17 protein-coding genes are annotated in these 20,873 nt (G+C 43.1%); 8 read left to right on the top strand and 9 right to left on the bottom strand.

From position 1 onward, the window contains the following. Positions 1-13: 13 nt before the first annotated feature. Together ppx and ppk1 are read right to left on the bottom strand one after the other, a co-directional pair. The gene (gene ppx / locus CW749_RS04590) at positions 14-1,510 is read right to left on the bottom strand and encodes an exopolyphosphatase (protein ID WP_101110856.1); all 1,497 of its coding nucleotides are present in this window, start codon (positions 1,508-1,510) and stop codon (positions 14-16) included. Then, complete coding sequence (gene ppk1 / locus CW749_RS04585) at positions 1,497-3,596, bottom strand: polyphosphate kinase 1 (protein WP_101110855.1); 2,100 nt, start codon at positions 3,594-3,596, stop codon at positions 1,497-1,499. Before ppk1 ends, ppx begins: the two co-directional genes overlap by 14 nt. Before the next feature lie 195 nt (positions 3,597-3,791). Between ppk1 and CW749_RS04580 the strand changes: the two genes are divergently transcribed. The 4 genes from CW749_RS04580 to phoU all read left to right on the top strand — a co-directional run bounded on the left by CW749_RS04580 (position 3,792) and on the right by phoU (position 9,257). Beyond that, positions 3,792-5,999 (top strand): ABC transporter permease subunit, encoded by a 2,208-nt coding sequence (locus tag CW749_RS04580; RefSeq protein ID WP_101110854.1) that lies wholly within the window; start codon positions 3,792-3,794, stop codon positions 5,997-5,999. Positions 6,000-6,024: 25 nt separating this feature from the next. Continuing rightward, positions 6,025-7,671 (top strand): phosphate ABC transporter permease PstA, encoded by a 1,647-nt coding sequence (pstA, locus tag CW749_RS04575; RefSeq protein WP_101110853.1) that lies wholly within the window; start codon positions 6,025-6,027, stop codon positions 7,669-7,671. 2 nt (positions 7,672-7,673) lie between these two features. Next, on the top strand, positions 7,674-8,495 hold the full coding sequence (gene pstB / locus CW749_RS04570) for a phosphate ABC transporter ATP-binding protein PstB (protein WP_101110852.1): 822 nt from the start codon (positions 7,674-7,676) through the stop codon (positions 8,493-8,495). 63 nt (positions 8,496-8,558) lie between these two features. After that, positions 8,559-9,257 (top strand): phosphate signaling complex protein PhoU, encoded by a 699-nt coding sequence (gene phoU / locus CW749_RS04565; protein WP_101110851.1) that lies wholly within the window; start codon positions 8,559-8,561, stop codon positions 9,255-9,257. 208 nt (positions 9,258-9,465) lie between these two features. Here the strand turns inward: phoU and CW749_RS04560 are convergent, their stop codons facing one another. From CW749_RS04560 to CW749_RS04545, 4 genes are all read right to left on the bottom strand, one after another. Beyond that, positions 9,466-10,164, bottom strand: a complete 699-nt coding sequence (locus tag CW749_RS04560; RefSeq protein WP_101110850.1) for a YadA C-terminal domain-containing protein — start codon at positions 10,162-10,164, stop codon at positions 9,466-9,468. A 168-nt stretch (positions 10,165-10,332) separates the two neighbouring features. Continuing rightward, positions 10,333-11,256, bottom strand: coding sequence for a LysR family transcriptional regulator (locus CW749_RS04555; RefSeq protein ID WP_101110849.1), 924 nt, complete (start codon positions 11,254-11,256; stop codon positions 10,333-10,335). Between the two features lie 72 nt (positions 11,257-11,328). Continuing rightward, entirely contained in the window at positions 11,329-12,066 is a 738-nt protein-coding gene (locus CW749_RS04550; RefSeq protein WP_101110848.1) for a copper homeostasis protein CutC, read from the bottom strand. 216 nt (positions 12,067-12,282) lie between these two features. Continuing rightward, entirely contained in the window at positions 12,283-12,891 is a 609-nt protein-coding gene (locus CW749_RS04545; protein WP_101110847.1) for a peroxiredoxin C, read from the bottom strand. 187 nt (positions 12,892-13,078) lie between these two features. Here CW749_RS04545 and CW749_RS04540 point away from each other — a divergent pair, with 187 nt between their 5' ends. Continuing rightward, positions 13,079-13,984, top strand: a complete 906-nt coding sequence (locus tag CW749_RS04540; RefSeq protein ID WP_101110846.1) for a hydrogen peroxide-inducible genes activator — start codon at positions 13,079-13,081, stop codon at positions 13,982-13,984. 66 nt (positions 13,985-14,050) lie between these two features. Here CW749_RS04540 and CW749_RS04535 read toward each other — a convergent pair whose 3' ends face one another. From CW749_RS04535 to CW749_RS04525, 3 genes are all read right to left on the bottom strand, one after another. Next, the gene (locus CW749_RS04535) at positions 14,051-15,040 is read right to left on the bottom strand and encodes a BtrH N-terminal domain-containing protein (protein ID WP_101110845.1); all 990 of its coding nucleotides are present in this window, start codon (positions 15,038-15,040) and stop codon (positions 14,051-14,053) included. A gap of 10 nt (positions 15,041-15,050) precedes the next feature. Further along, positions 15,051-15,599: a PadR family transcriptional regulator gene (locus CW749_RS04530; RefSeq protein ID WP_101110844.1), complete on the bottom strand. Its 549-nt coding sequence runs from the start codon at positions 15,597-15,599 to the stop codon at positions 15,051-15,053. A 197-nt stretch (positions 15,600-15,796) separates the two neighbouring features. Further along, on the bottom strand, positions 15,797-16,240 hold the full coding sequence (locus CW749_RS04525) for a CBS domain-containing protein (RefSeq protein ID WP_101110843.1): 444 nt from the start codon (positions 16,238-16,240) through the stop codon (positions 15,797-15,799). 365 nt (positions 16,241-16,605) lie between these two features. Between CW749_RS04525 and CW749_RS04520 the strand changes: the two genes are divergently transcribed. From CW749_RS04520 to queA, 3 genes are all read left to right on the top strand, one after another. After that, positions 16,606-18,114, top strand: coding sequence for an alpha/beta hydrolase (locus CW749_RS04520; protein WP_180958320.1), 1,509 nt, complete (start codon positions 16,606-16,608; stop codon positions 18,112-18,114). A 203-nt stretch (positions 18,115-18,317) separates the two neighbouring features. Beyond that, positions 18,318-19,493: a serine protease gene (locus CW749_RS04515; RefSeq protein ID WP_101110841.1), complete on the top strand. Its 1,176-nt coding sequence runs from the start codon at positions 18,318-18,320 to the stop codon at positions 19,491-19,493. Positions 19,494-19,685: 192 nt separating this feature from the next. Beyond that, entirely contained in the window at positions 19,686-20,738 is a 1,053-nt protein-coding gene (queA, locus tag CW749_RS04510) for a tRNA preQ1(34) S-adenosylmethionine ribosyltransferase-isomerase QueA (protein WP_101110840.1), read from the top strand. Positions 20,739-20,873 lie beyond the last annotated feature (135 nt).

Below are 20,873 nucleotides of genomic sequence, written 5' to 3'. Positions count from 1 at the left end.
CAGGACGATGCCTTTAGTATTCTAGAACCCAGTCAGCAGTCTTCCAGATTTCTCTTTCAAGGGCTAAATCGGCTTCCAGAAGCTTGTTGTCTTCTAGCCAGTTTTCATCGGCACACTTCAAGCGCCACGTATGTTCTTCTAGCTCGATTTGAATGTTAGGTGTCGGTGAGTCATTCCTTTGCCCGTTAATCAACACCGCAAGGCGCATAATACGGATTAAAGGAAGGATATGCTTTGTTTTAAATAAGGCAAATTCGGGGAGATCGTGCAGCTTTAGAGCCTTGCGTTGAAAGCGTGCTAGTGTGGCCAATACAAGTTGCTGCTCCTGATTAAACCCTGGCATATTCGTGTTTCTTAGAATGTACTCAGAATGGCGATGAAAACCCTGGTAGCTGATACTCAGTCCAACTTCATGCAATAAAGCACTCCATCCAAGCAAATCAAACAATTCACTGGATTTTTTGATGCCTATTTGAGGGGCTAATTGTTTAAGAAAACCATAGGCTTGTTTACGAACCTTATCGGCATGTTCTAAATCGACTAAATGCTTTCTTGCGAGGTTTTCCGTTGTCCGCATACGAATGTCACTTCGCTCAAATCGCTCTTCCATTTCGTAGAGTAAACCTTCACGTAATGCACCCGGAGAAAAATGCAGTTTCTCAATCGAGAGGGCTTTAAATATGCCTTCTAGGATCACTACACCCGCAGCAAACACGGGTTGCCTTTCTTCTGCGAGTCCCGGTAAAGAAATATCATCGATAGAGTCAAACTGCAGCAGTTCATCAATCAAATGTTGAAGCCTTTTAAGGGTAATGATGCCGTCTTCGTACCCCATATTGATGAGGACTTCGCGTACCGCTTTTGTGGTTCCTGATGAACCTATGGCGACATCCCAGCCATGCTTTATGTACTTATTAGCAAGGGACTCTAAACGTTGCTCAACAGCAATTTCAGCCTTAGTGAAGTTTTTTCGGTTGAGTTTACCGTTCGTAAAATACTTGTCGGTAAAACTGACACAACCCATGCGCTTACTATTGATCATAGTGGGTTCAAAACCAGTACCAATGATCATTTCGGTACTGCCTCCACCAATATCGATCACCAACTTAGTTTCGGATTCTGGTTGAGTGTGGGCTACACCGGTGTAGATTAGTCGACCTTCTTCGAGACCGGATATGATTTCTATGGGAAAAGGTAAAATACTAGCGGCTCGTTGAATAAAGATATGAGCGTTATTGGCTTGCCTGAGCGTATGGGTTGCAGCAATACGTACATTTTCAGGAGCAAAGCCCTGCAAGCGTTCTGCAAATATCGTTAAGCAATCTAATCCACGCTGTATTGCGGCATTGTCGATATTGTTTAAATCATCCAAGCCAGAAGCCAACCGGACTCGTTGTTTATGACGACTTACGATTTGAAGATCTTGTTCGACGACTTTTGCAACGACCATATGGAAGCTATTTGAGCCCAAGTCGATAGCCGCAATCTCTCTCGATTCAATGTTTGTCATGACTTATTGATGATGCCATTTTTTTCTTTTCCTGTTTTTCAATGTGCTTCAAATAGTCATAAATAGCAATTTGTGAACGAACTTTTCTTTTATTTCCGCGTGGTACATATGTATTACTCATTTCTTTATCAATACGACGAGCCTTTACGGTATCGGTAAAATGTATATTGATGATATCAATGATCCTGCGCTTGAGTTTTGGGTCACGTATAGGGACGGCAACTTCAATTCTGTGATCAATATTTCTCGTCATCCAATCAGCAGAAGAAATGTACACGAGAGGATCTCCACCATTTTCAGTGATTAAAACGCGGGGGTGCTCTAAGAATCGGTCGACAATACTGATTATTTGAATATTTTCGCTGACACCTTCAATCCCTGGGACCAATGCGCACATACCCCGGATCACCATCCGAATTTTCACGCCAGCATTGTTTGCACTGTACAGCCTGTTGACGAGCCCTTTATCCTCCAAGTTGTTGACTTTTAGGGTTATGCTTGCAGAATTTCCTGTTTTAGCTTGTGCAATTTCATTATCGATAAGTTGATACAGCGTTTGTCTTGAATTACGTGGCGAGACGATCAGTTCATTAAACTTCACCGGACGGTATGGGTTTTCTATGTAACCAAATACATTGCGTACTTCATTGGTAATTTCTTTTTTGGATGTGAGCAAAGAAAAGTCAGTGTAAATCCGAGCTGTTTTTTCGTGGAAATTGCCAGTCCCTATATGGGCGTATCGTGTAATATTTTCCCCTTCTCTGCGGCTGATCAGTAACAACTTGGAGTGAATTTTTAGCCCCGGAGCACCAAAAATAACCTGCACTCCTGCTTCAGTTAATACACGAGACCACTCGATATTGGCTTCTTCATCAAATCTGGCTTGCAGCTCAATAACTACAGTGACTTGCTTACCATTGTGTACCGCGTCAATCAAAGAGTTGAGCAACCGAGAATTTTTTGCCACTCGATAGATATTGATCTTGATTGCCAGTACTTTTGGATCGAACGAAGCTTGCCTTACAAACTCATTGATATGGTCGAAAGTATGGTAAGGGTAGTAGAGCAAAATATCTTGCGCACGCAGCGCTTCAAATGCATTTGTATATCGGTCGAAATCTGTTGAGCGAATGGGCTGCAACGTTTTGTTCTCTAAGTAATCTCGCCCCACGTTTGGGAAGCCAATAAAATCTTTGAAGTTATGATATCGACCACCGGGAATGAGGCTGTCGAAATTGGACATTTGCAGTTTTTGGCATAAAAACGTGAGCATTTGCTCCGGCATATCTCGTTGATAAATAAAACGAACAGGCATGGCGGTTAGGCGCTGACTCAAGCCTTCAGACATTTGTTCCAACAAGCTATGCTCGAGCTCATGGCTTAAATCGTATTCGGCATCTCGTGTCATTTTCATTGCGTAGCATTTTAGTTCTTCGTACTCAAAGAAGCCTCGGAAAATGTCGTCTAAACAAAACCGAATAATGTTATCGAGCAAAATAATGGTTTTGCGTCTCTTTCCTTTTTGTTCTGGCACCATGATAAAGCGAGGCAGATTCTCGGTAGGAATCTCCACCAAGGAGTACAAAGGAGCATCATTGCTAAGCATTTCTACACTTAAGTATGAGTATTCGTCTTTTAGGAATTGAAGTACATCGATCTCATCCGTCATGAGAAGTGGCGTTATATGTGGAAGAACTTCTTTCTGGAAGTATTTTCTAACCCACTTTTCCTGATGTTCATTTAACTGAGTTTCATTGACGAGAAATATTCGGTGTCTCGCCATTTCTAGAATCAGTTCGTTGTAGAGCTCGTCAAAATCTTGGTTGAGTTTTAGTGCTTTAGATTGCATCTTGCTGAGTAAGCGTTTGGAATTGTCATTTCCTCCCCGCTCTTGATTGATGAGAATACGGCGTTTTACATCGGCAAATCTTACTTTATAGAACTCGTCTAGGTTATTGGAGAATATCCCGAGAAAACGCACTCGCTCTATGAGGGGGACGGATTTGTCTGCTGCTTCCTGCAGCACTCGCTCATTGAATGAAAGCCAACTAAGTTCCTTTTCTACATACAACTTTTCCGCGCTCATAAATGATTCCAGACTGAGAGGTTTGTTGAGAATTCACTCAATGAAATTAGATTGTTTTTGTGACGTTTTTATTTCAGCATACAATTGCATTAGGCAGGAGTACGCAAATTTCAAGGATTTATCGGAAGTCTGTAATATTTTTGTCATCCAATCGACATATTATGACAGTGACTATAAAAAGGTAGACCATAAGAGATGCTCCACACAGAATTTTCATTAAAAGAACGCGATCGTAAGCGGTTGATAAAAGACCGGTTTATGAGGTACGTAGTGAAAGCTGGTGGCATCAGTGTATTAATTGCATTGCTATTGATATTTTTCTATTTGTTGCTCATGGTGCTGCCCGTCTTTTCTTCAGCGAACATTGAGCGTGTTTCTAGCGTACCTGCCCAATTTTCTAACACCTCAACGTCTCACTCAAATAAGCCTATTGCCGCCGGCGTAGATGATTACGGTCAGCTAGGTTATTTCCTTATGGAATCTGGGGACCTTGCGTTTATTGACCTCACTGATGGTCGTATTGTGCAGTCTCAATCCATTTCTACAAACGCACTTTCATACTCAGGTATGCCCGCAAGCTTGGGTTGGCATGCATTCGTTTCTGGAAATGAGGGTGTTAGTGCCGTAAAACCGAGCTTCTCTGTGCAGTTCAACGACCAAGGTCGAGTCATTACGCCGAGAGTGGATACTGCAAATTATGAGATACCTGAGGGCATTGTTAGTCAATCACAAGTAGTTTCTCATTTTACGTTTGCTATTGATGATGAAAATGCCACCTTTGCCATATTGAATGAAAGCAATCAGCTATTCAGCTGGCGAGAAAATGATGGAGAATCTTCCCAATCGACCTCTTTCGGAACGGTTGAAAATATCATCGATATTAAGATGACACCGGACGGGCAGCAGCTATTCATATTAACACCGCAAGAAATGATGGTAATGGCGTGGGGGCAAGAGCAAGGCTTCTCCGTGCGAGAAGTTGTGGATGTAACACAAGGCGGGGATAAACGTGCGTTATCCATGTCGCTACTCGCAGGGGCGCAATCGGTACTCATTCAATATACGGATAATACCGTCGCTCAATGGTTTGATGTATTAAAAGAGCGAATCCGGACCCTGACCTTTATCCGAGATTTTGAGTTGTCCGGTAATGCGGAACTGCTATTGCCAGAATTTTACCGCAAAGGTTTTTATGCCTTTGATAATAAAGGTCGAATAGAAAGTTTTTATACCACTAGCGAAGAAAAAACGTTCTCTGCACCGCTATTGCAAGAAGATGTACAAATTGCAGCGGTATCAAGCAATGAAGATAGCTTGCTGGTGGTGGGTCACAGCCGTATCGATGTTTATTCGGTTGATAACGAATATCCTGAAATTTCACTTTCCGCACTGTGGCAATCAGTTTGGTACGAAGGTTATCCAGAGCCACAATTTGTCTGGCAATCCACTTCGGGAAGTGATGACTTTGAAGCAAAATTTAGCCTAGTGCCGATTGCTTTTGGGACGTTGAAAGCGGCGTTTTTTGCCATGATTTTCGCTGTACCTATCGCCGTGTTAGGTGCAGTTTACACCGCTTACTTTATGTCTACCCCTATGAGAAAAGTGGTAAAACCAGCCATCGAGATTATGGAGGCTTTGCCAACGGTTATTATCGGCTTTTTGGCTGGGCTGTGGTTGGCTCCCGTTGTCGAGACGCATTTGCCTTCAACTTTGGCGCTGGTCATCTTATTGCCTTTATCGACCATTATCATTGGGTGGCTGTGGCACCTTCTGCCATCGAAGTGGTTGTCCGAAGTTCCGAATGGATTGCATGGTTTGATTCTTGTACCAGCATTGTTGTTGGTGACGTTTGGCATTATTTCATTTAGTCATGAAGTTGAGCTCTTTCTGTTTGGTGGCGATGTGCGGGTTTATTTGGCTGATATTGGGATCGACTATGACCAAAGAAACGCGCTTGTTGTTGGCTTAGCGATGGGGTTTGCGGTGATTCCAACGATATTTACTATCGCAGAGGATGCGATTTTCTCCGTGCCTAAACATTTATCTGATGGCTCATTAGCGCTAGGTGCGACTAAGTGGCAAACCTTGATATACGTTGTATTACTCACCGCTAGCCCTGGTATATTTTCGGCTGTGATGATGGGGCTTGGCCGAGCGGTGGGGGAAACCATGATTGTTTTGATGGCGACAGGCAATACACCGATCATGGACTGGAATATTTTTGAAGGAATGCGCAGCTTGTCTGCCACCATTGCGATTGAAATGCCAGAATCTGATGTGGGTAGCTCCCATTATCGTTTGCTGTTTCTCGCTGCCTTGATTCTGTTTGTATTCACCTTTTTTGTTAACTCCTTGGCTGAGTGGGTAAGGCAGCGCTTGAGAGACAAATATCGCGCACTTTGATGGCGTATGTTAAGTGAGAGTTTTTGTGTCGAATTGGTTTAAATCGGGTGCACCTTGGATATGGTTAACGGCTGGCGCAGTAAGTGTTAGCTTGATATCTGTATTGGCGGTGTTGCTTTTGATTGGTTGGAAAGGGCTCAGTTACTTCTGGCCTGCGCCTCTGTATGAATGGCAATCTCCAAACGGCAGTAAAGTTGTCGGTCAACTGTATCAACGCAAAACAGTGCCGATTGAACGATTGAACCAGCAACCTATCAATACACCTGATCTAGATATTACGGCAGAGAGTGTCGATAGATTGAGTATCAAAATTGCTAACCGAGATAGAAACCAGCTCGATTTTATCACTGTATTCGATTTTGAATTAAGTGAACCGACAACACCAAGTTCGTGGGCAGTAATAGAAAGGACCCAACAAGGAGATTTTTATGGCAAGCCAGTTGGTTTTCGAAGCAATGTTGCCACACAAGACGTATCCATTGACGTATTCCTAGAGCAAGGGATTGAAAGCGTAGAACAAGCGCGTGAACACATTGCTTCCATCACGCACTCTCAACTCAAACATTACAATGCCTTGCTTGGGAATATACGTTTAGAGCAGAAAAAGCATGAGTTGAACGGTACTCTGGATGAAGAAAAACTCAATGAGTTAACTAAGCGAAAAGAGAGTGTCGAGAATTACCTGTTTCAAATAGAAAGTCGTTTAACCGAATTAAGGCAACTTCATATCGATGAAGCGCTTATCGTTGAAGATATGAATGGTGAGAGAGTGTTTGTTTCTCTTACCAGTATTTTAGATATCTGGTACCCCAACGACATGTCGATTTCTGAAAAATTTTTGCATTGGTTGAAACAAGTTAAAAAGTTTTTGAGCGATGACCCACGCGAAGGTAATTCAGAAGGCGGCGTGTTCCCTGCTATTTTTGGTACGGTATTCTTAGTGATGGTGATGTCTATTGTCGTGATGCCACTTGGTGTTATCGCCGCTATCTATTTGAACGAATACGCCAAAAACAATGCGCTGACCAGAACCATTCGAATTGCCGTGATAAACTTAGCGGGGGTGCCCTCTATTGTTTACGGAGTCTTCGGGCTCGGCTTTTTTGTCTACAGTATTGGCGGCTCAATTGATAGCCTCTTTTACTCAGATAACTTGCCTTCTCCGACGTTTGGAACGCCAGGCTTATTGTGGTCTGCCTTAACATTGGCTCTGCTTACGCTTCCCGTAGTGATCGTTGCGACTGAAGAAGGGTTAGCCCGAATTCCAGGTTCTGTTAGGCAAGGCTCTCTGGCTTTAGGGGCAACTCAATTTGAAACGTTATGGCGCATCGTTTTACCGATGGCGAGCCCAGCCATTATGACCGGGCTGATACTTGCGGTTGCGCGGGCTGCAGGTGAGGTTGCGCCTTTGATGTTGGTCGGGGTAGTTAAGCTTGCGCCTAGTTTGCCAATCGATGGTGATTTTCCGTTTATCCATTTAGATCGAAAATTCATGCATCTCGGATTTCATATTTATGATGTGGGTTTTCAGTCGCCCAATATTGAAGCGGCAAGACCATTGGTTTATGCCACATCATTTTTGCTCGTGACGGTGATTGTTGGGCTTAACCTGACCGCCATTAGTATTCGCAACAACTTACGCGAAAAATATCGCACCTTAGGACAAGACTAACCATGTTTTCAATTAACTCGACTTTTGGTTATGAGAACCTCATAGACGTAAACAATCTGACTCCTGAGCAGATTGCCATTTCGATCGAGTCTCTGAATTTGTTCTATCAAGGTACTCAGCAAGCTTTGCATGACGTTACAATGAATATCCCCAAAGGGCAGGTAACCGCGTTTATAGGACCATCTGGTTGCGGTAAGTCGACATTATTACGCTGTATTAACCGTATGAATGACTTGGTTGAAGGGTGTGTGGTTAGCGGCAAAGTGAAATTACACGGTAAAAATGTGTATCACCCTCAAGTTGATGTACCTACGTTACGCCGCCGTGTAGGTATGGTGTTTCAAAGACCTAATCCGTTTCCAAAATCCATTTATGAAAATGTTGTCTATGGGTTGAGATTACAAGGGATAAGCAATAGTAGAGCGCTGGATGACGCTGCGGAACAAGCGCTAACGGCTGCTGCCTTGTGGGAAGAAGTAAAAGATAGACTGCATGAAAATGCGTTTGGTTTATCCGGAGGACAACAACAAAGGTTGGTGATAGCAAGAGCCATTGCCATTGAACCTGAGGTGTTGCTGCTAGATGAGCCTACCTCCGCACTCGACCCTATCTCTACACTTACGATAGAAGAGCTCATTAACGAGCTGAAAACCAAATATACCGTTGTCATTGTGACTCATAACATGCAACAAGCGGCGAGAGTGAGTGATCATACTGCGTTTATCCATCAAGGTAAGTTAGTCGAATATGGGGATACAGACTCGATTTTCACTTCGCCAAAGAAAAAGCAAACCGAAGATTACATTACAGGTCGCTATGGGTAATTTGTTGGAAGCGTTACCAATGAGTACACTTATTTAATACACGTACAAGGGGTTCTACAGTTTATGCAGTTTGGTCGCCATATCTCTGGTCAGTTTAATGTGGAGCTTGAGTCTATTCGTACCCATGTTTTAACCATGGGAGGTCTTGTAGAACAGCAACTCACGTTTGCCATGCAAGCTTTGCACAAACAAGACATAGAACTCGCAAAGAAAGTGGTCAAAGACGATCATAAAGTCAACTCGATGGAAGTGGCGATTGATGAGGCTTGTACGCGTATTATTGCCAAACGCCAGCCGACGGCGAAAGATCTTCGGCTGATAATGGCGATCATCAAAACGATCACTGACTTGGAGCGAATCGGAGATGTCGCCACGCGAATTGCACGTGTTGCTATAGAGTCTGAATCGGTAAAAGTTCGAACTTGGCAAGTCTCGCTTGAGCCTTTGAGCCGTCAGGCTATCAACATGTTACACCAAGTGTTGGACGCTTTCGCTCGGATGGATGTAGACGCAGCCGCAGAAGTATACAAGCAAGATGATAAGCTGGATGCAGAGTATGAAGCGGTTATCCGTCAGTTAATGACTTATATGATGGAAGATCCACGTTGTATACCCGCTGTGTTGCAGGTTATGTGGTCGGCAAGGGCGATTGAACGAATAGGCGACCGTTGCCAGAACATTTGTGAGTACATTATCTACTTTGTAAAAGGCAAAGACGTTCGCCATCTTAGCGAGCAGGATATCGACGATATCATCAAGTAATGTCTTGCCGTATCGCAATGTTATTAAAAGCAGAGGTAGCTTGAGTATAAATAAAAAGAACCTCTGGAAGGGCAGAGGCGAGAGCTACCAAAGGTAAATGACTCAAAACATGCAAATTAATCACAGAAAGGTTAATTTGAAAAATTAGAAAGGTTAAGTTCTAAAATAAAAGCCTGATCTCCCTTCAAATCAGGCTCCGTTGGTCTCGTTATTTAAACTTGAATTGAACGCCAACACCGCCAGCGACTTCAGATGAAGAGTACTTTCCAGAAGATTCATAGTGGAAAGTCCCCGATACGCTTACTCTATCCGATACCCCGTAGGCACCACCTAAAGCTAACGCTTCTTTGCTTCCCGAAAATCCAACACCAGCACCCATAGCGAACTCACCAGTCGTCACAAATGGACGTGCGTTCGTGACCGCGTGTAATCCTGCTCGGATACCGTGAATCTGCTCGGACTGCTCATCAAATCTTTCATTCATTTCTTGTGCTAGTTTATCGAAAGCAATCTCTAGGTCGCCCACGCCAGTTGCAGGTACGCCCCAGTCAGGTGTTGAGCCATAATCCGGTGCATCAATCCCCCAATCTGGAGTATTTTCCATAGGTGGTTGTACGGGGTTAGCTGGAACTCCGAATTCAGGGTCAATTTCCTCAATTGGATGCTCTGGTGTTGCAATTGGTGGCTGAACAGGAGCTACTGGGACACCGTAGTCTGGATCAACGTGTCCCCAATCTGGTGTATTACCAAAATCTGGTTGAATTGGATGCTCAGGCGTCACAATTGGAGGTTGAACAGGTGCAGCAGGCACGCCGAAGTCAGGGTCCACTTTAATTGGGCGATCAGCATTTGCCATAACTGTTGCGGGAAGAAGTAAAACTGAAAGTGCTAATACCGTCTTTTTCATAATGTAACTCTCTTAAAATTCATGTGAAAAGTAATCAGCATCCTGCTTAATCGGCTTTTTCTTTTGCCGTTGTCTTTCCTATGAGCTGAATATTAAGGAGTTATTTGATTGGTTTCTAAACAGATATTGTTATCTTGGCTATAATCATTGCTTATTATCAGTCTTCATTTATCTCTCAATTAATAATTCTTTAAGGGATAAATGCAGCCAATCTATCAACGGGCTATTGCGGTTTTTTAAGTGGAAATAGGTATAGAGAGGGTAGCCATATTTGTATTCATCCTGAATGTCGATTTCGACTCGGCGAAGGTATGGGTATTCTTCTACAGGAAATATAGACAGTGACGGGAATATCATGTCGCTGTTTCTGACAACATCAATCAGTGCAAAAGGGAATTCACTTCGAAAGCCTATCTCTGCTTTCAATCCCAACTCTTTTAGTACGTGTGTGGAGAGTGCTTCTTGCTCACTAATCTCTGGAATGATTAATGAAGCGATAGGATATTGGACGGCTTCTTTAGGGGTAACGACATCCGTTTGGATAGGGTGATCTTCCCTAACCAATAAAACCCCTCTTGTATCGGCTAAGTGTCGACTTTGTACTGCTTTCGATGTTCGGATATCCGCGTAGTTTATACCAAATGCTATTTCACCTTTCTCTATGTCTTGAGAGGTGGATTTAGTCCAATTGACAATCTCTAGCTTTGCATTAGGAGCTTCTTCATTGAGCTTTCTAAATAGCTTTCCAGCAACAGAAAACATCACTTGAGAAGAAATAGCGACCTTTATGGTATGCGTAATCTCAGCAGGGTTAAATTCGTTGGAATGATTGAGAGCACTGGCGAGCCCATCAAGGTGCGGAACGATTCTATCAGCCAACTCTTCTGCAAAGCTTGTGGCTTTCATACCATTTCGGCTTTTTACGAATAACTCATCGCCAAAATGGTTTCTAAGTCTTTGTAAAGCTTGGCTGATAGCAGGCTGAGAAACGAATAGGCGCTCTGAAGCTCTACGCATGTTCAGTTCTTGAGAAAGAACTAAAAAAGTCCTCAAGAGGTTTAAATCCAGTGTTGCAAACAAATCCTTTGCCATGAGCAGTATAACTTTCCGAAAACGTCTTAAGGGGCAATATTACCAGAGAAGTGAGTTTTCGGAAGTTCAGAGTTACTTCAGTTGCTGAGCGACAGAGCGAATAGTATCGGTGTCTGTCACTGGAATTGAAAAATCGTCGATATCGGTACTGCCCATTTTTGCTTGTTCAGACACATAAAGCATGTGGCTTGAACGAGTCGTTTTACCGGAAAGGTGAACTTCAGTGACCCCTGTTTCTGCAACAATCTGTTTTACGTTTGAAGGTGTTACGCCAGCACCGACCATGATACTTATTGAATCTCCAATGTGTTCTTTCATTAGCTTGATCGTGCTGACACCTGAAAGTGCATTGCTTGCCTGACCTGATGTTAATATGCGCTCACACCCCAATTCCTGAATATCCTCAAGCGCTTGAATAACATCACAGCATTGATCAATCGCTCTGTGAAAGGTTACGCCCATTCGATCTGCGGCTGTAATGAGTTGTTTACAGATATTTTTATCAACGTGTCCATCGGGAGTTAATGCACCGATCACAATGCCATCTAACCCGGCTTCTTTTACCGCTTCGATGTCTTCAACCATGGACTCGACATCATTTTCGTCGAAGAGAAAATCCCCCTGTCTTGGGCGGATCATGGCATAGATAGGAATGCTGGATAGACGAGAGGCTTGCTTCATTAAGCCTAGGCTGGGAGTTAGCCCACCTAAAGAGAGTGACGAGCATAGCTCTATTCGGGTCGCTCCACCTTCGATGGCATTAAGTAAGGATTCTAGGTTGTCGACACACACTTCAAGTTGATAGCTCATTGACTGTTTGGCTTTCCACGTCAGAAATAGTCTATTCAGAATAGACAAGTTAACTATTTCAGTATGTGAGGTAATACTCATGTAAGTAAAAAAGAAAAGCCCGAAGAATTATCTTCGGGCTTTCTAAGGCTAACTACGACTTAATCTTGGCTGCGTGCTATTTGCTATCTAATTCAGCCACACTCACTGTTGAGCTTGGTGAGAGTTAAGTGGTGATTATTTGCTTAGGTCGTCAGCGTGCTCAGATAGGAATGCTGCAACACCTTTTGGAGATGCGTCCATACCTGATTTACCTTCTTCCCATTGTGCAGGACAAACTTCACCATTCTTCTCGTGGAAGTTTAGTGCGTCTACCATGCGTAGCATTTCGTCGATGTTACGACCTAGTGGAAGATCGTTAACTACTTGGTGACGTACAAGACCGTCAGCATCGATTAGGAATGAACCACGGAAAGCAACGCCAGCTTCTGGGTGCTCAACGTCGTATGCTTTGCAGATCTCGTGCTTAACGTCAGCAACTAGAGGGTATTTTACTTGACCGATACCGCCATCTTCGATAGCAGTGTTACGCCATGCGTTGTGAGAGAACTGAGAATCGATAGAAACACCGATTACTTCAACGCCTTTCGCTTGGAAATCTTCCAGACGGTTATCAAAAGCGATTAGCTCAGAAGGACAAACGAATGTGAAGTCTAGAGGGTAGAAGAAAATTACCGCTTTCTTACCTTTAGTGAATTCTGCAAAGTTGAAGTTATCAACGATCTCACCGTTGCCTAGAACTGCTGCAGCAGTAAAGTCAGGGGCTTGACGACCTACTAGTACCATTTTTTTGCTCCTAAAATAGAGTTATTGCCAACCATTGTGAATTGGCTTCCTGTTTCAACGAGACAAACTATAGTACATAAAGTAGGATAGAAAAAAGCGAAATTAATAGATTAAGTTAATCGAAAAAAGCGATGAGCTTATTCTGTAATCAGTTCATAGAAGTCTCACAAATTTGTAAAAATATCATATGAATAAGTGGCCAAGTTTAAAGCAGCTACATTACCTCATTACTCTATTTGAAACGCGCCATTTCGGTGATGCGGCAGAGAAGTGTTTTGTTAGCCAATCAACACTGAGCAAAGGCATCCAAAATCTAGAAGAATTGATAGGGTGCCCTTTGTACGAGAAAAAAGACAAGAAGAGCCCCTTAGTCTTTACCCCAGTCGGAGACAAGGTTGTACAGCAAGGGCGAGAGCTGCTAGCTAAAGGGCAAGATCTTGTTGAACTAGGAAGCCTATGCCAAGGGGAGTCAATGCAAGGGCAGCTTAGGGTAGGGTGTATTCCAACGATCGCTCCATTTCTACTGAGCGACTTGGTTCAAGAGGTGAATCAGCGTTTTCCAAACCTCAATTTATTACTAAGAGAAGATACCACCACAAATTTGTTAGCTGCACTTCGTCATGGTGAGTTAGATATACTGATCTTGGCTTTGCCTGTCGACATTGGCGGTATGGACAGCAAAATTGTTGGGCAGGATCCTTTTAGGATGGTGATTAGTGCAAATCATGCCAGCACGATTCGAGTACCGATTCGCTACGACGACTTGCCCGATGAGTTTGTTTTTCTTTTAGAGAATGAGCACTGCTTAACCGAACACGCTGTTTCCGCTTGTAAGTTAACTAAAAAAGAAAAAATTAACCCATTTACGGCAACTAGCCTTCATACGCTAGTTCAAATGGTGGCAAATGGACTTGGTACGACTTTTATTCCTCAAATGGCGATAGAGCATGGGTTGCTGGAAAACCAAAACTTGGTAGTGATTGAACCGCCAGGTCAGCATGCATATCGAGATATCGGTTTAGTTTGGCGACCGAGCTCCTCACGGCTTGAAAGCTTCCATAAATTAGCCGATTTGGTTTCAGAGCTCTTGTGATTGAACGTGCAGCAAGGTTTGTTTACTGCACATATTCTTAGAGGCCACTTGGGTATATAGTTTTGTTTATTTTTGGTCAGCCAGTAGACTCATCGCGTTGAATTCTTTTTCTGATAAGCTTTCTAGAAGTGTACAAGCTTCTAGTAAGCGTACTTCATCGAAGTTCTCCCCTGCTTCATGAATACATTGGGCAACTTGAGTCCAATCTTTCGCAACCCCTTCGAATATCTTCTTTGCTTGGTTGAGCTCTGGTGCCCCCAAGCTTGAATAAGCTTCTTCCAAAAAGTCTCGATACATATTACGGAATAGGGCACCGCCTGTTCCCGCTTTTTCCATAATCATCGCTGTGGTTGTGAATTCATATTCTAGGTTCTTACTCTGTTTGAACCATGACTTTAGTTCTTGGCTGGTTTTTAAAATCCCTTTGTAGCCAAGATTCTTGATGGGTGGGTTTATGTGCTGACGTGCATTGTTTTTGATGGACGTTTTTAGGGCGTGATTCAAATCAAACGGTTTTTTGGGAGGTTGAATGGTGTACATCAAATTTTTGGCTGCCATAGGCCCTTTTTCATTTCTAGCCATAGCAAGATTGTTTAGCTTAGATTTGACTAGTCCATGTGAAGGGGAGGTATCTACCAAATAAGCAAATTCATCGTCATAGCCGTACATTGCAGCAAAGTGCCCAGCAAAATGTACTTTCGCACCAAAATATTCAAGGTGGTAACAGTCCAATTGCAGTCCAACGGCGATACCATTGTCTATGGCTTCTTTTACGTTACTCCACGCCTTTTTGACGGAGCTTGTCTCTTTGAATTCAACCTCTAACGGTAAGTTTTTTGCGAGGTTACGGGTAATTTCTCCTGGCTTTAGTCGCCCACCGATGAAAGGGAATCCCATGCCTTTCATATTCCAATAAACAAACCCTAGCCCCTCGCCTAAGCCAAAAAGCATGGGTTCAGAAAGTTCAATACCCGCTTTTTTGAGTAAGCACCCAGTGGTGTTTGTTTCGCAGTGTACACCGTTGAAAATATCAAAAGGTTGAATTACGTGAGTCATGATCGATCCTTTAACTATCCGCTGATAAATCCTTCAGTACGCTATTTGCAAAGTTGACTTCCATTTGAAGGGCGTCGAATGAATATTGGAACAGCCAGCGCACGTTTTGGGGGAGCCCTTCTCCCCCTTGAGCTATATATGTCGTGTGTTCTAGTTCATGCTTTCGATTTTTGAGCGCGATAACCCTTTCTTTAAACAGCACCTTTTGTTCTTCCCGGTTAAGAATCGAAAGAGCTGAAATACATAGGCGAAAGCGAGAATCTTTTAACCGGAGTGCCTGAATCCCATTTTCTACTTCTTGTTTAAGGTGGCTTGTTCCCGCAGGAAGCAAAAAATATTTCTTAGGTGTAGGACCTTTTCCTTTCTTTGCTATATCCAGCTCTGCTCTAACGAGTTCTTTTTTGGCGAGTTTGTTTAGGCTGACGTAAATAGATGTCATGCCAATCTCAGCCCATTCACGAAAACCCCGTTGTTCAACCAAGCGATTAATGTCGTAGCCAGACATGTTCCCATCTTGATGGAGGAGATGAAGCAGCATTAATTCAGTATTTGATAGCATTGTATCTCGAACCTTTAAATCATTAATTTAATATAACACTAGTGAAATATTAATGTAGAACAGTGATCGCGAATTTAGTGGTCCATCTTAATACTAAGACGAAAGGGCGCGCACTTCTTTTAAAAGGCAGCGCGCTTATACGCTTTCAATTCAACAACAGACCCAACCTCGGACCTTGGTTTGTGTTGAAAATGAAATCAAAGATCAGCCTTTTCGGGTTCCGTATCTTCTTCTATTTCAAGTAGGTTAATGGCGATACCTACAAAATCTGTATCCGTAATAATGCCAACCAACTTACCATGCTCAACAACAGGCAGGCATCCAATTTTATGCTTTTGCATATATATCGCGCTTTCTCTTAGCCCTGCCTTTGGTGACACAGCAATGACTTTTGAAACCATTACTTTGTCTATTGGCGTGGCGAGAGTGAAAGAGCCGGCTTGCGTCTCTTTGGTGAGCACCGATTCTTGAGTTGCTAATACATCTCGTTGAGAAATAACACCAAGAAGTTTTGAATCGGTGTCAATGATAGGGACATGACGAATGTCATGCTCGGCCATAAGGTTCTTGGCGTCTTGTAGTGAATGAGACCGCAAAAGAGTATGAGGGCTGCGAGTCATCATATCTTCAATCTTGATCATCTCGACCTCCTGCTTATTGTCATCCTACTTTCAATATAGGTAGTTATCTGCATATTAACTGGGACGTAAATCGCTATTTTGGCTTAATCCACGAAAAGTATTTGAGAGGAATTAGGGGGATGAATTCTTTGGATGAAAATATCAATAAGCGAAATTAATTCCATGCAGCTGGTCGCATAAATTTGTATCAATAGTTCTAAGGGTTATTCGAGATACTTCACACTTCGAGTGGTCGGTCAATTGCCCAAATCGCTCACTCCTTGCGAGCTCAACAATTTATATCGATTTGGGTAGATGGCTTAAATAACTGACAAAGCAAATGGGATTCAATTTGTCAGTGTGCCCCAAATACCAAAAGGATGATTATGAAAAAGGTACTTACGCTTGCAGCATTATGCGCTTCTAGCAGCTTGCCTGCTTACGCTACTCCAGCACTACCAGATATTTTGTTGAACCTCTATTTAACCAATCAACCGAGTGAGCCAGGCTCTCCTATGGAAGCCAGTATGGGCTATTTCAAACATCATGATACTCGCTTGAAAGAACTTTTGAAGCAGCCAAACGAAAATCCTGAATTAGACTCCTTGAAAGAACATGCGACCTATTGCTTGCGTGCTCTATCCAGCCGCAAAGGAAATGAATTTTTACCTAATTTGTATCAACGCCATGGTCAATGCCATGCTGTTGACCCTTCAACCGCAGGTAGAGATTGGTATTACTCTGATAACCAGTGCTTGAAGAGTTTAGAGTTCAAGCAGGAATCGGGCTTGGAATATTGCTTGCGTGATTTCGATTATCGTGGAGAAAACTACGGTAATAGCGAAGATTTAAATTATGTTCAAGATGCATGGATGCCAGGTCACCATGCTGCATTACCCATCTCGACGTTAGAGCATGATATTTCTGAGTTGCCTTTGGTCCAACGAAATACTTATAAAACAACCTATTCTGATGCGGGTGCTTGTCACTTAGAAATGCGAGTTTACAGAAATGCAGATTTAACAAGTGGTACACCGTTAATGATGATCCATGGCGGCGGCTGGTTGCAAAGGTTGGATACTGGACGCAGTGCAGAAACACAAATAGCCCACTTCACAAACGCTGGGTTTGTCGTATACATGCCTTTCTATCGGCTTGCTGGTCAGCTTGGTGATGCGGGACCTGAGTGTAACAACGTTACTATCGAAGATAGCAAGCAAGACGTGAAAGATGCTTTCCAATGGGTGCAGAGCAACAATGCTAAATTTACGGATAGCCGAAAATCGGTTCGTGTTATGGGGCAATCGGCTGGTGGTCATATGTCGGTGTGGTTATCTCAACAGTTCCCTGGCGTTATTGATAAAATCGCTCCGATGTTCCCTGTACCTGATTTTGCTCACCAATTAAAAGAAGTACAAAACAATGAATATTTATCTCGCTGTGAAACAGCCCAAGCTAATACATTGGACTGTAACTATATAGGTTGGATGATAACGACGTTAACAGGAAAAAGTCACTGGAACGAACTTACTGGCGATGAAGCGATCATCCAGAAAAACAGCTTACTTCAATCTGTAGAACAAAGCCCCACCCATGCTCCAGCTATGTTTATTACTCACGGGATGAGTGATGAAATAGTTTCGGTCAGCCAGGCATTACGCTTATGTAATGCGTTAAGTGGCGATATCGAGAATGGACCAGCACAAAAATCTCAGATTGATTTTGTTAACCAAAGAAGTGTGACGCAATGTACCAATGGCAGTGAACTTCATCTGCTTGAAAATGCCGGACATCACTTCGATACATGTGGTAACGGTCTTTGTGATGTTGGCGGCGAAGTAGGGATAGTCGCGACTCAACGAGTGCTCAAAGATATGATTGAATGGCTCAAATAGCCAAGCGTGCCTTAGTTTTCTTAAGCCCTCATAGTGTGAGGGCATTTTTATCTGTTTTGCGAGTCGAATTGTTTTTTCATGAAAGGATTTCGTTTCAGAAACAAATATTTATATGTGCTATCTCGCATAAGTCTAGGTTGTCGGTTCTTTGTGCTTTTTGATTCTTTCACACTGTTCGAAGTTTGATATCTCAAGGCAAGATTATGAAGAAAATACTGGCGGGTATGGCAATTGCGATTGGGCTTTGTAGTACCAATGCATCAGCGATTGTAAAAGGAAAAGCGGTTACTGATCTTACTTCTGGAAACCGAGTTGCAATTCGTTCAAGTGATATGGCTGAGTTTCCATTTTGTGGGGGGACACTTTTATCTCCGCATTGGGTGCTTACTGCAGCACACTGTGTTGTCTTTCCATTGGATAATGGGCTTTACAAGGTTACTCATCCAAGTAATTTAACCATAACCACGCGCTCTAAATCCCTTAAAAATGCGGCCACTCGTGATTTCTACATGGCAAGCCATGTTGTCGTGCACCCAAGCTATAGCGATAGAGCCAAAATCATTGTAAAAACCGATGGTTCATCAATTGTGGAGCGTCTGGCTCTAGATAACGATGTGGCTTTGATTCGCTTACAACTTCCCGTAACTGACGTGACACCAGTAACACTTGCTTCTCCGAGTGTTATGTCGGAGATCGAAAATCGACTCAATACCGAATGGTATGAAGCCCAGACAGATACGGGCAGTAACGGTAATAACAACAGACCAAGTAATTTAGATGCGTTTGGCTGGGGATTTACTGATCCAGCGGCCACCAAGAAAACAGACGAATTGCTTACTACTCAACTTGCTTTCTACCCGACTGCTGATTGCTTTGTTCGATTAAATTCCATTGAAGGGCTACCCGTTCTTCTAGAGTCGGGGGCTAATCAATCTAAAATTTGTACATTACCGACTGAAAAATATGTACTCGATGAGGCGGCAGGAACCGTATACGGCAATGATACTTGTAAAGGTGATAGTGGTGGTCCGTTGATGGCAAAAGCCGCAGACGCTACTGATGTTCAAGTTGGGATTGTGAGTGGTGGTCCTTTAGTTTCGCCCACCTGTGGTTCATTAACCAAGCCCGCCTTCTATTCAAAAGTCAGTACCTATTACTCTTGGATTTATGGTTATGTTAGCTCAACAAAACTGCCTAGTAGCGCTGTCACTAAGCCGAACATAGTGATTGAAGCGGAAGAGCAAGCAAAAAAAGACGCTCAGTGTAACAACAGTATATCTACGGCTAATTGTAATTTCGTTGCACCTGACGGTGCCTCATCTCCAAGTTTATATTTCCTATTTATGTTAGGAATGTTGGGTTGGCTAAGGCGAAAATAGGTATTGAAGAGCACTGTTTCCAGGAATGGTGCTCTTTATTATTACAATGCTCAAGTGTTCGGAATATTTTCAACAACCAAGTCGATACGCCCGTTTACAATAAAGCCATCATCAATACTTGCTATTGACTATGTGACGCCTATACTACTTCCCCTGCGTAATTCTCAGTCATTTTTATAAAGACCAATAGCAATGCAAGTATCCGATTTTCATTTTGAGCTTCCTGATGAGCTGATCGCTCGTTACCCACAACCTGAACGTACTGCTAGCAGACTACTTCAACTTGAAGGCGACAGCGGAGCGTTAATCGATGGTACCTTCAAAGATGTTCTAGAACAGGTACAACCTGGCGATCTTCTGGTATTCAATAACACACGCGTTATTCCAGCTCGTATGTTTGGTCGCAAAGCTTCTGGTGGCAAGTTAGAAGCGTTAGTTGAGCGAGTGTTAGATGAGCATACTATCTTGGCTCATGTTCGCTGCTCTAAGCCACCTAAGCCGGGAACAGAGCTTTTCCTCGGTGAAAATGATGAATATCTTGCCGAAATGGTTGCACGCCACGATGCGCTATTTGAGATTAAATTTAAGTCAGACAAGAACGTCTTAGATATTCTTAACGATATTGGGCACATGCCACTTCCGCCTTATATTGATCGCCCTGATGAAGACACCGACAAAGAACGCTATCAAACGGTATATAACGAAAAGCCAGGAGCGGTAGCGGCGCCTACGGCAGGCTTACATTTTGATGAAGCGCTGTTGGAACAAATAAAGAGTAAAGGTGTCGAATTTGCTTACGTTACTTTGCATGTAGGTGCAGGTACTTTTCAGCCAGTGCGGGTTGATAATATCAACGATCACCACATGCATGCGGAATATGTCGAAGTTCCTCAAGATGTGGTTGACGCAATCGCAGCAACTAAAAAACGCGGAGGTCGGGTTATTGCTGTTGGTACGACGTCGGTACGTTCATTAGAGAGCGCGGCTCAAGAAGCAAAAAAGAAAGGTGTTGAGTTTGACCCATTTTTTGGTGACACCGAAATCTTTATCTATCCAGGTTACGAATATCAATTGGTTGATTGCTTGATTACCAATTTCCATCTACCTGAATCAACACTCATCATGTTAGTCAGCGCATTTGCGGGTTACGATAATGTGATGAGAGCATACGAACATGCTGTTCAAGAACAGTACCGCTTCTTTAGTTATGGTGATGCCATGTTTATCACCAAAAAGCGGGGCTAATCAGACAATCAACGGGCGTATTTCGATATACTCCCGTTTGTTTCACTCAAGGAGCCAGTGAAGCTTACCTCAAAGTGATGTCACAATACCGAATCTAGCATCACGGGGTCACTTAGGGGTTTTAGGAAAGGATAA

The organism is Vibrio sp. vnigr-6D03, from assembly GCF_002835515.1.
GTDB lineage: Bacteria > Pseudomonadota > Gammaproteobacteria > Enterobacterales > Vibrionaceae > Vibrio > Vibrio penaeicida.
Note: the sequence above shows the minus strand (reverse complement) of the source record. Positions and strands in the feature narration are given on the sequence as shown.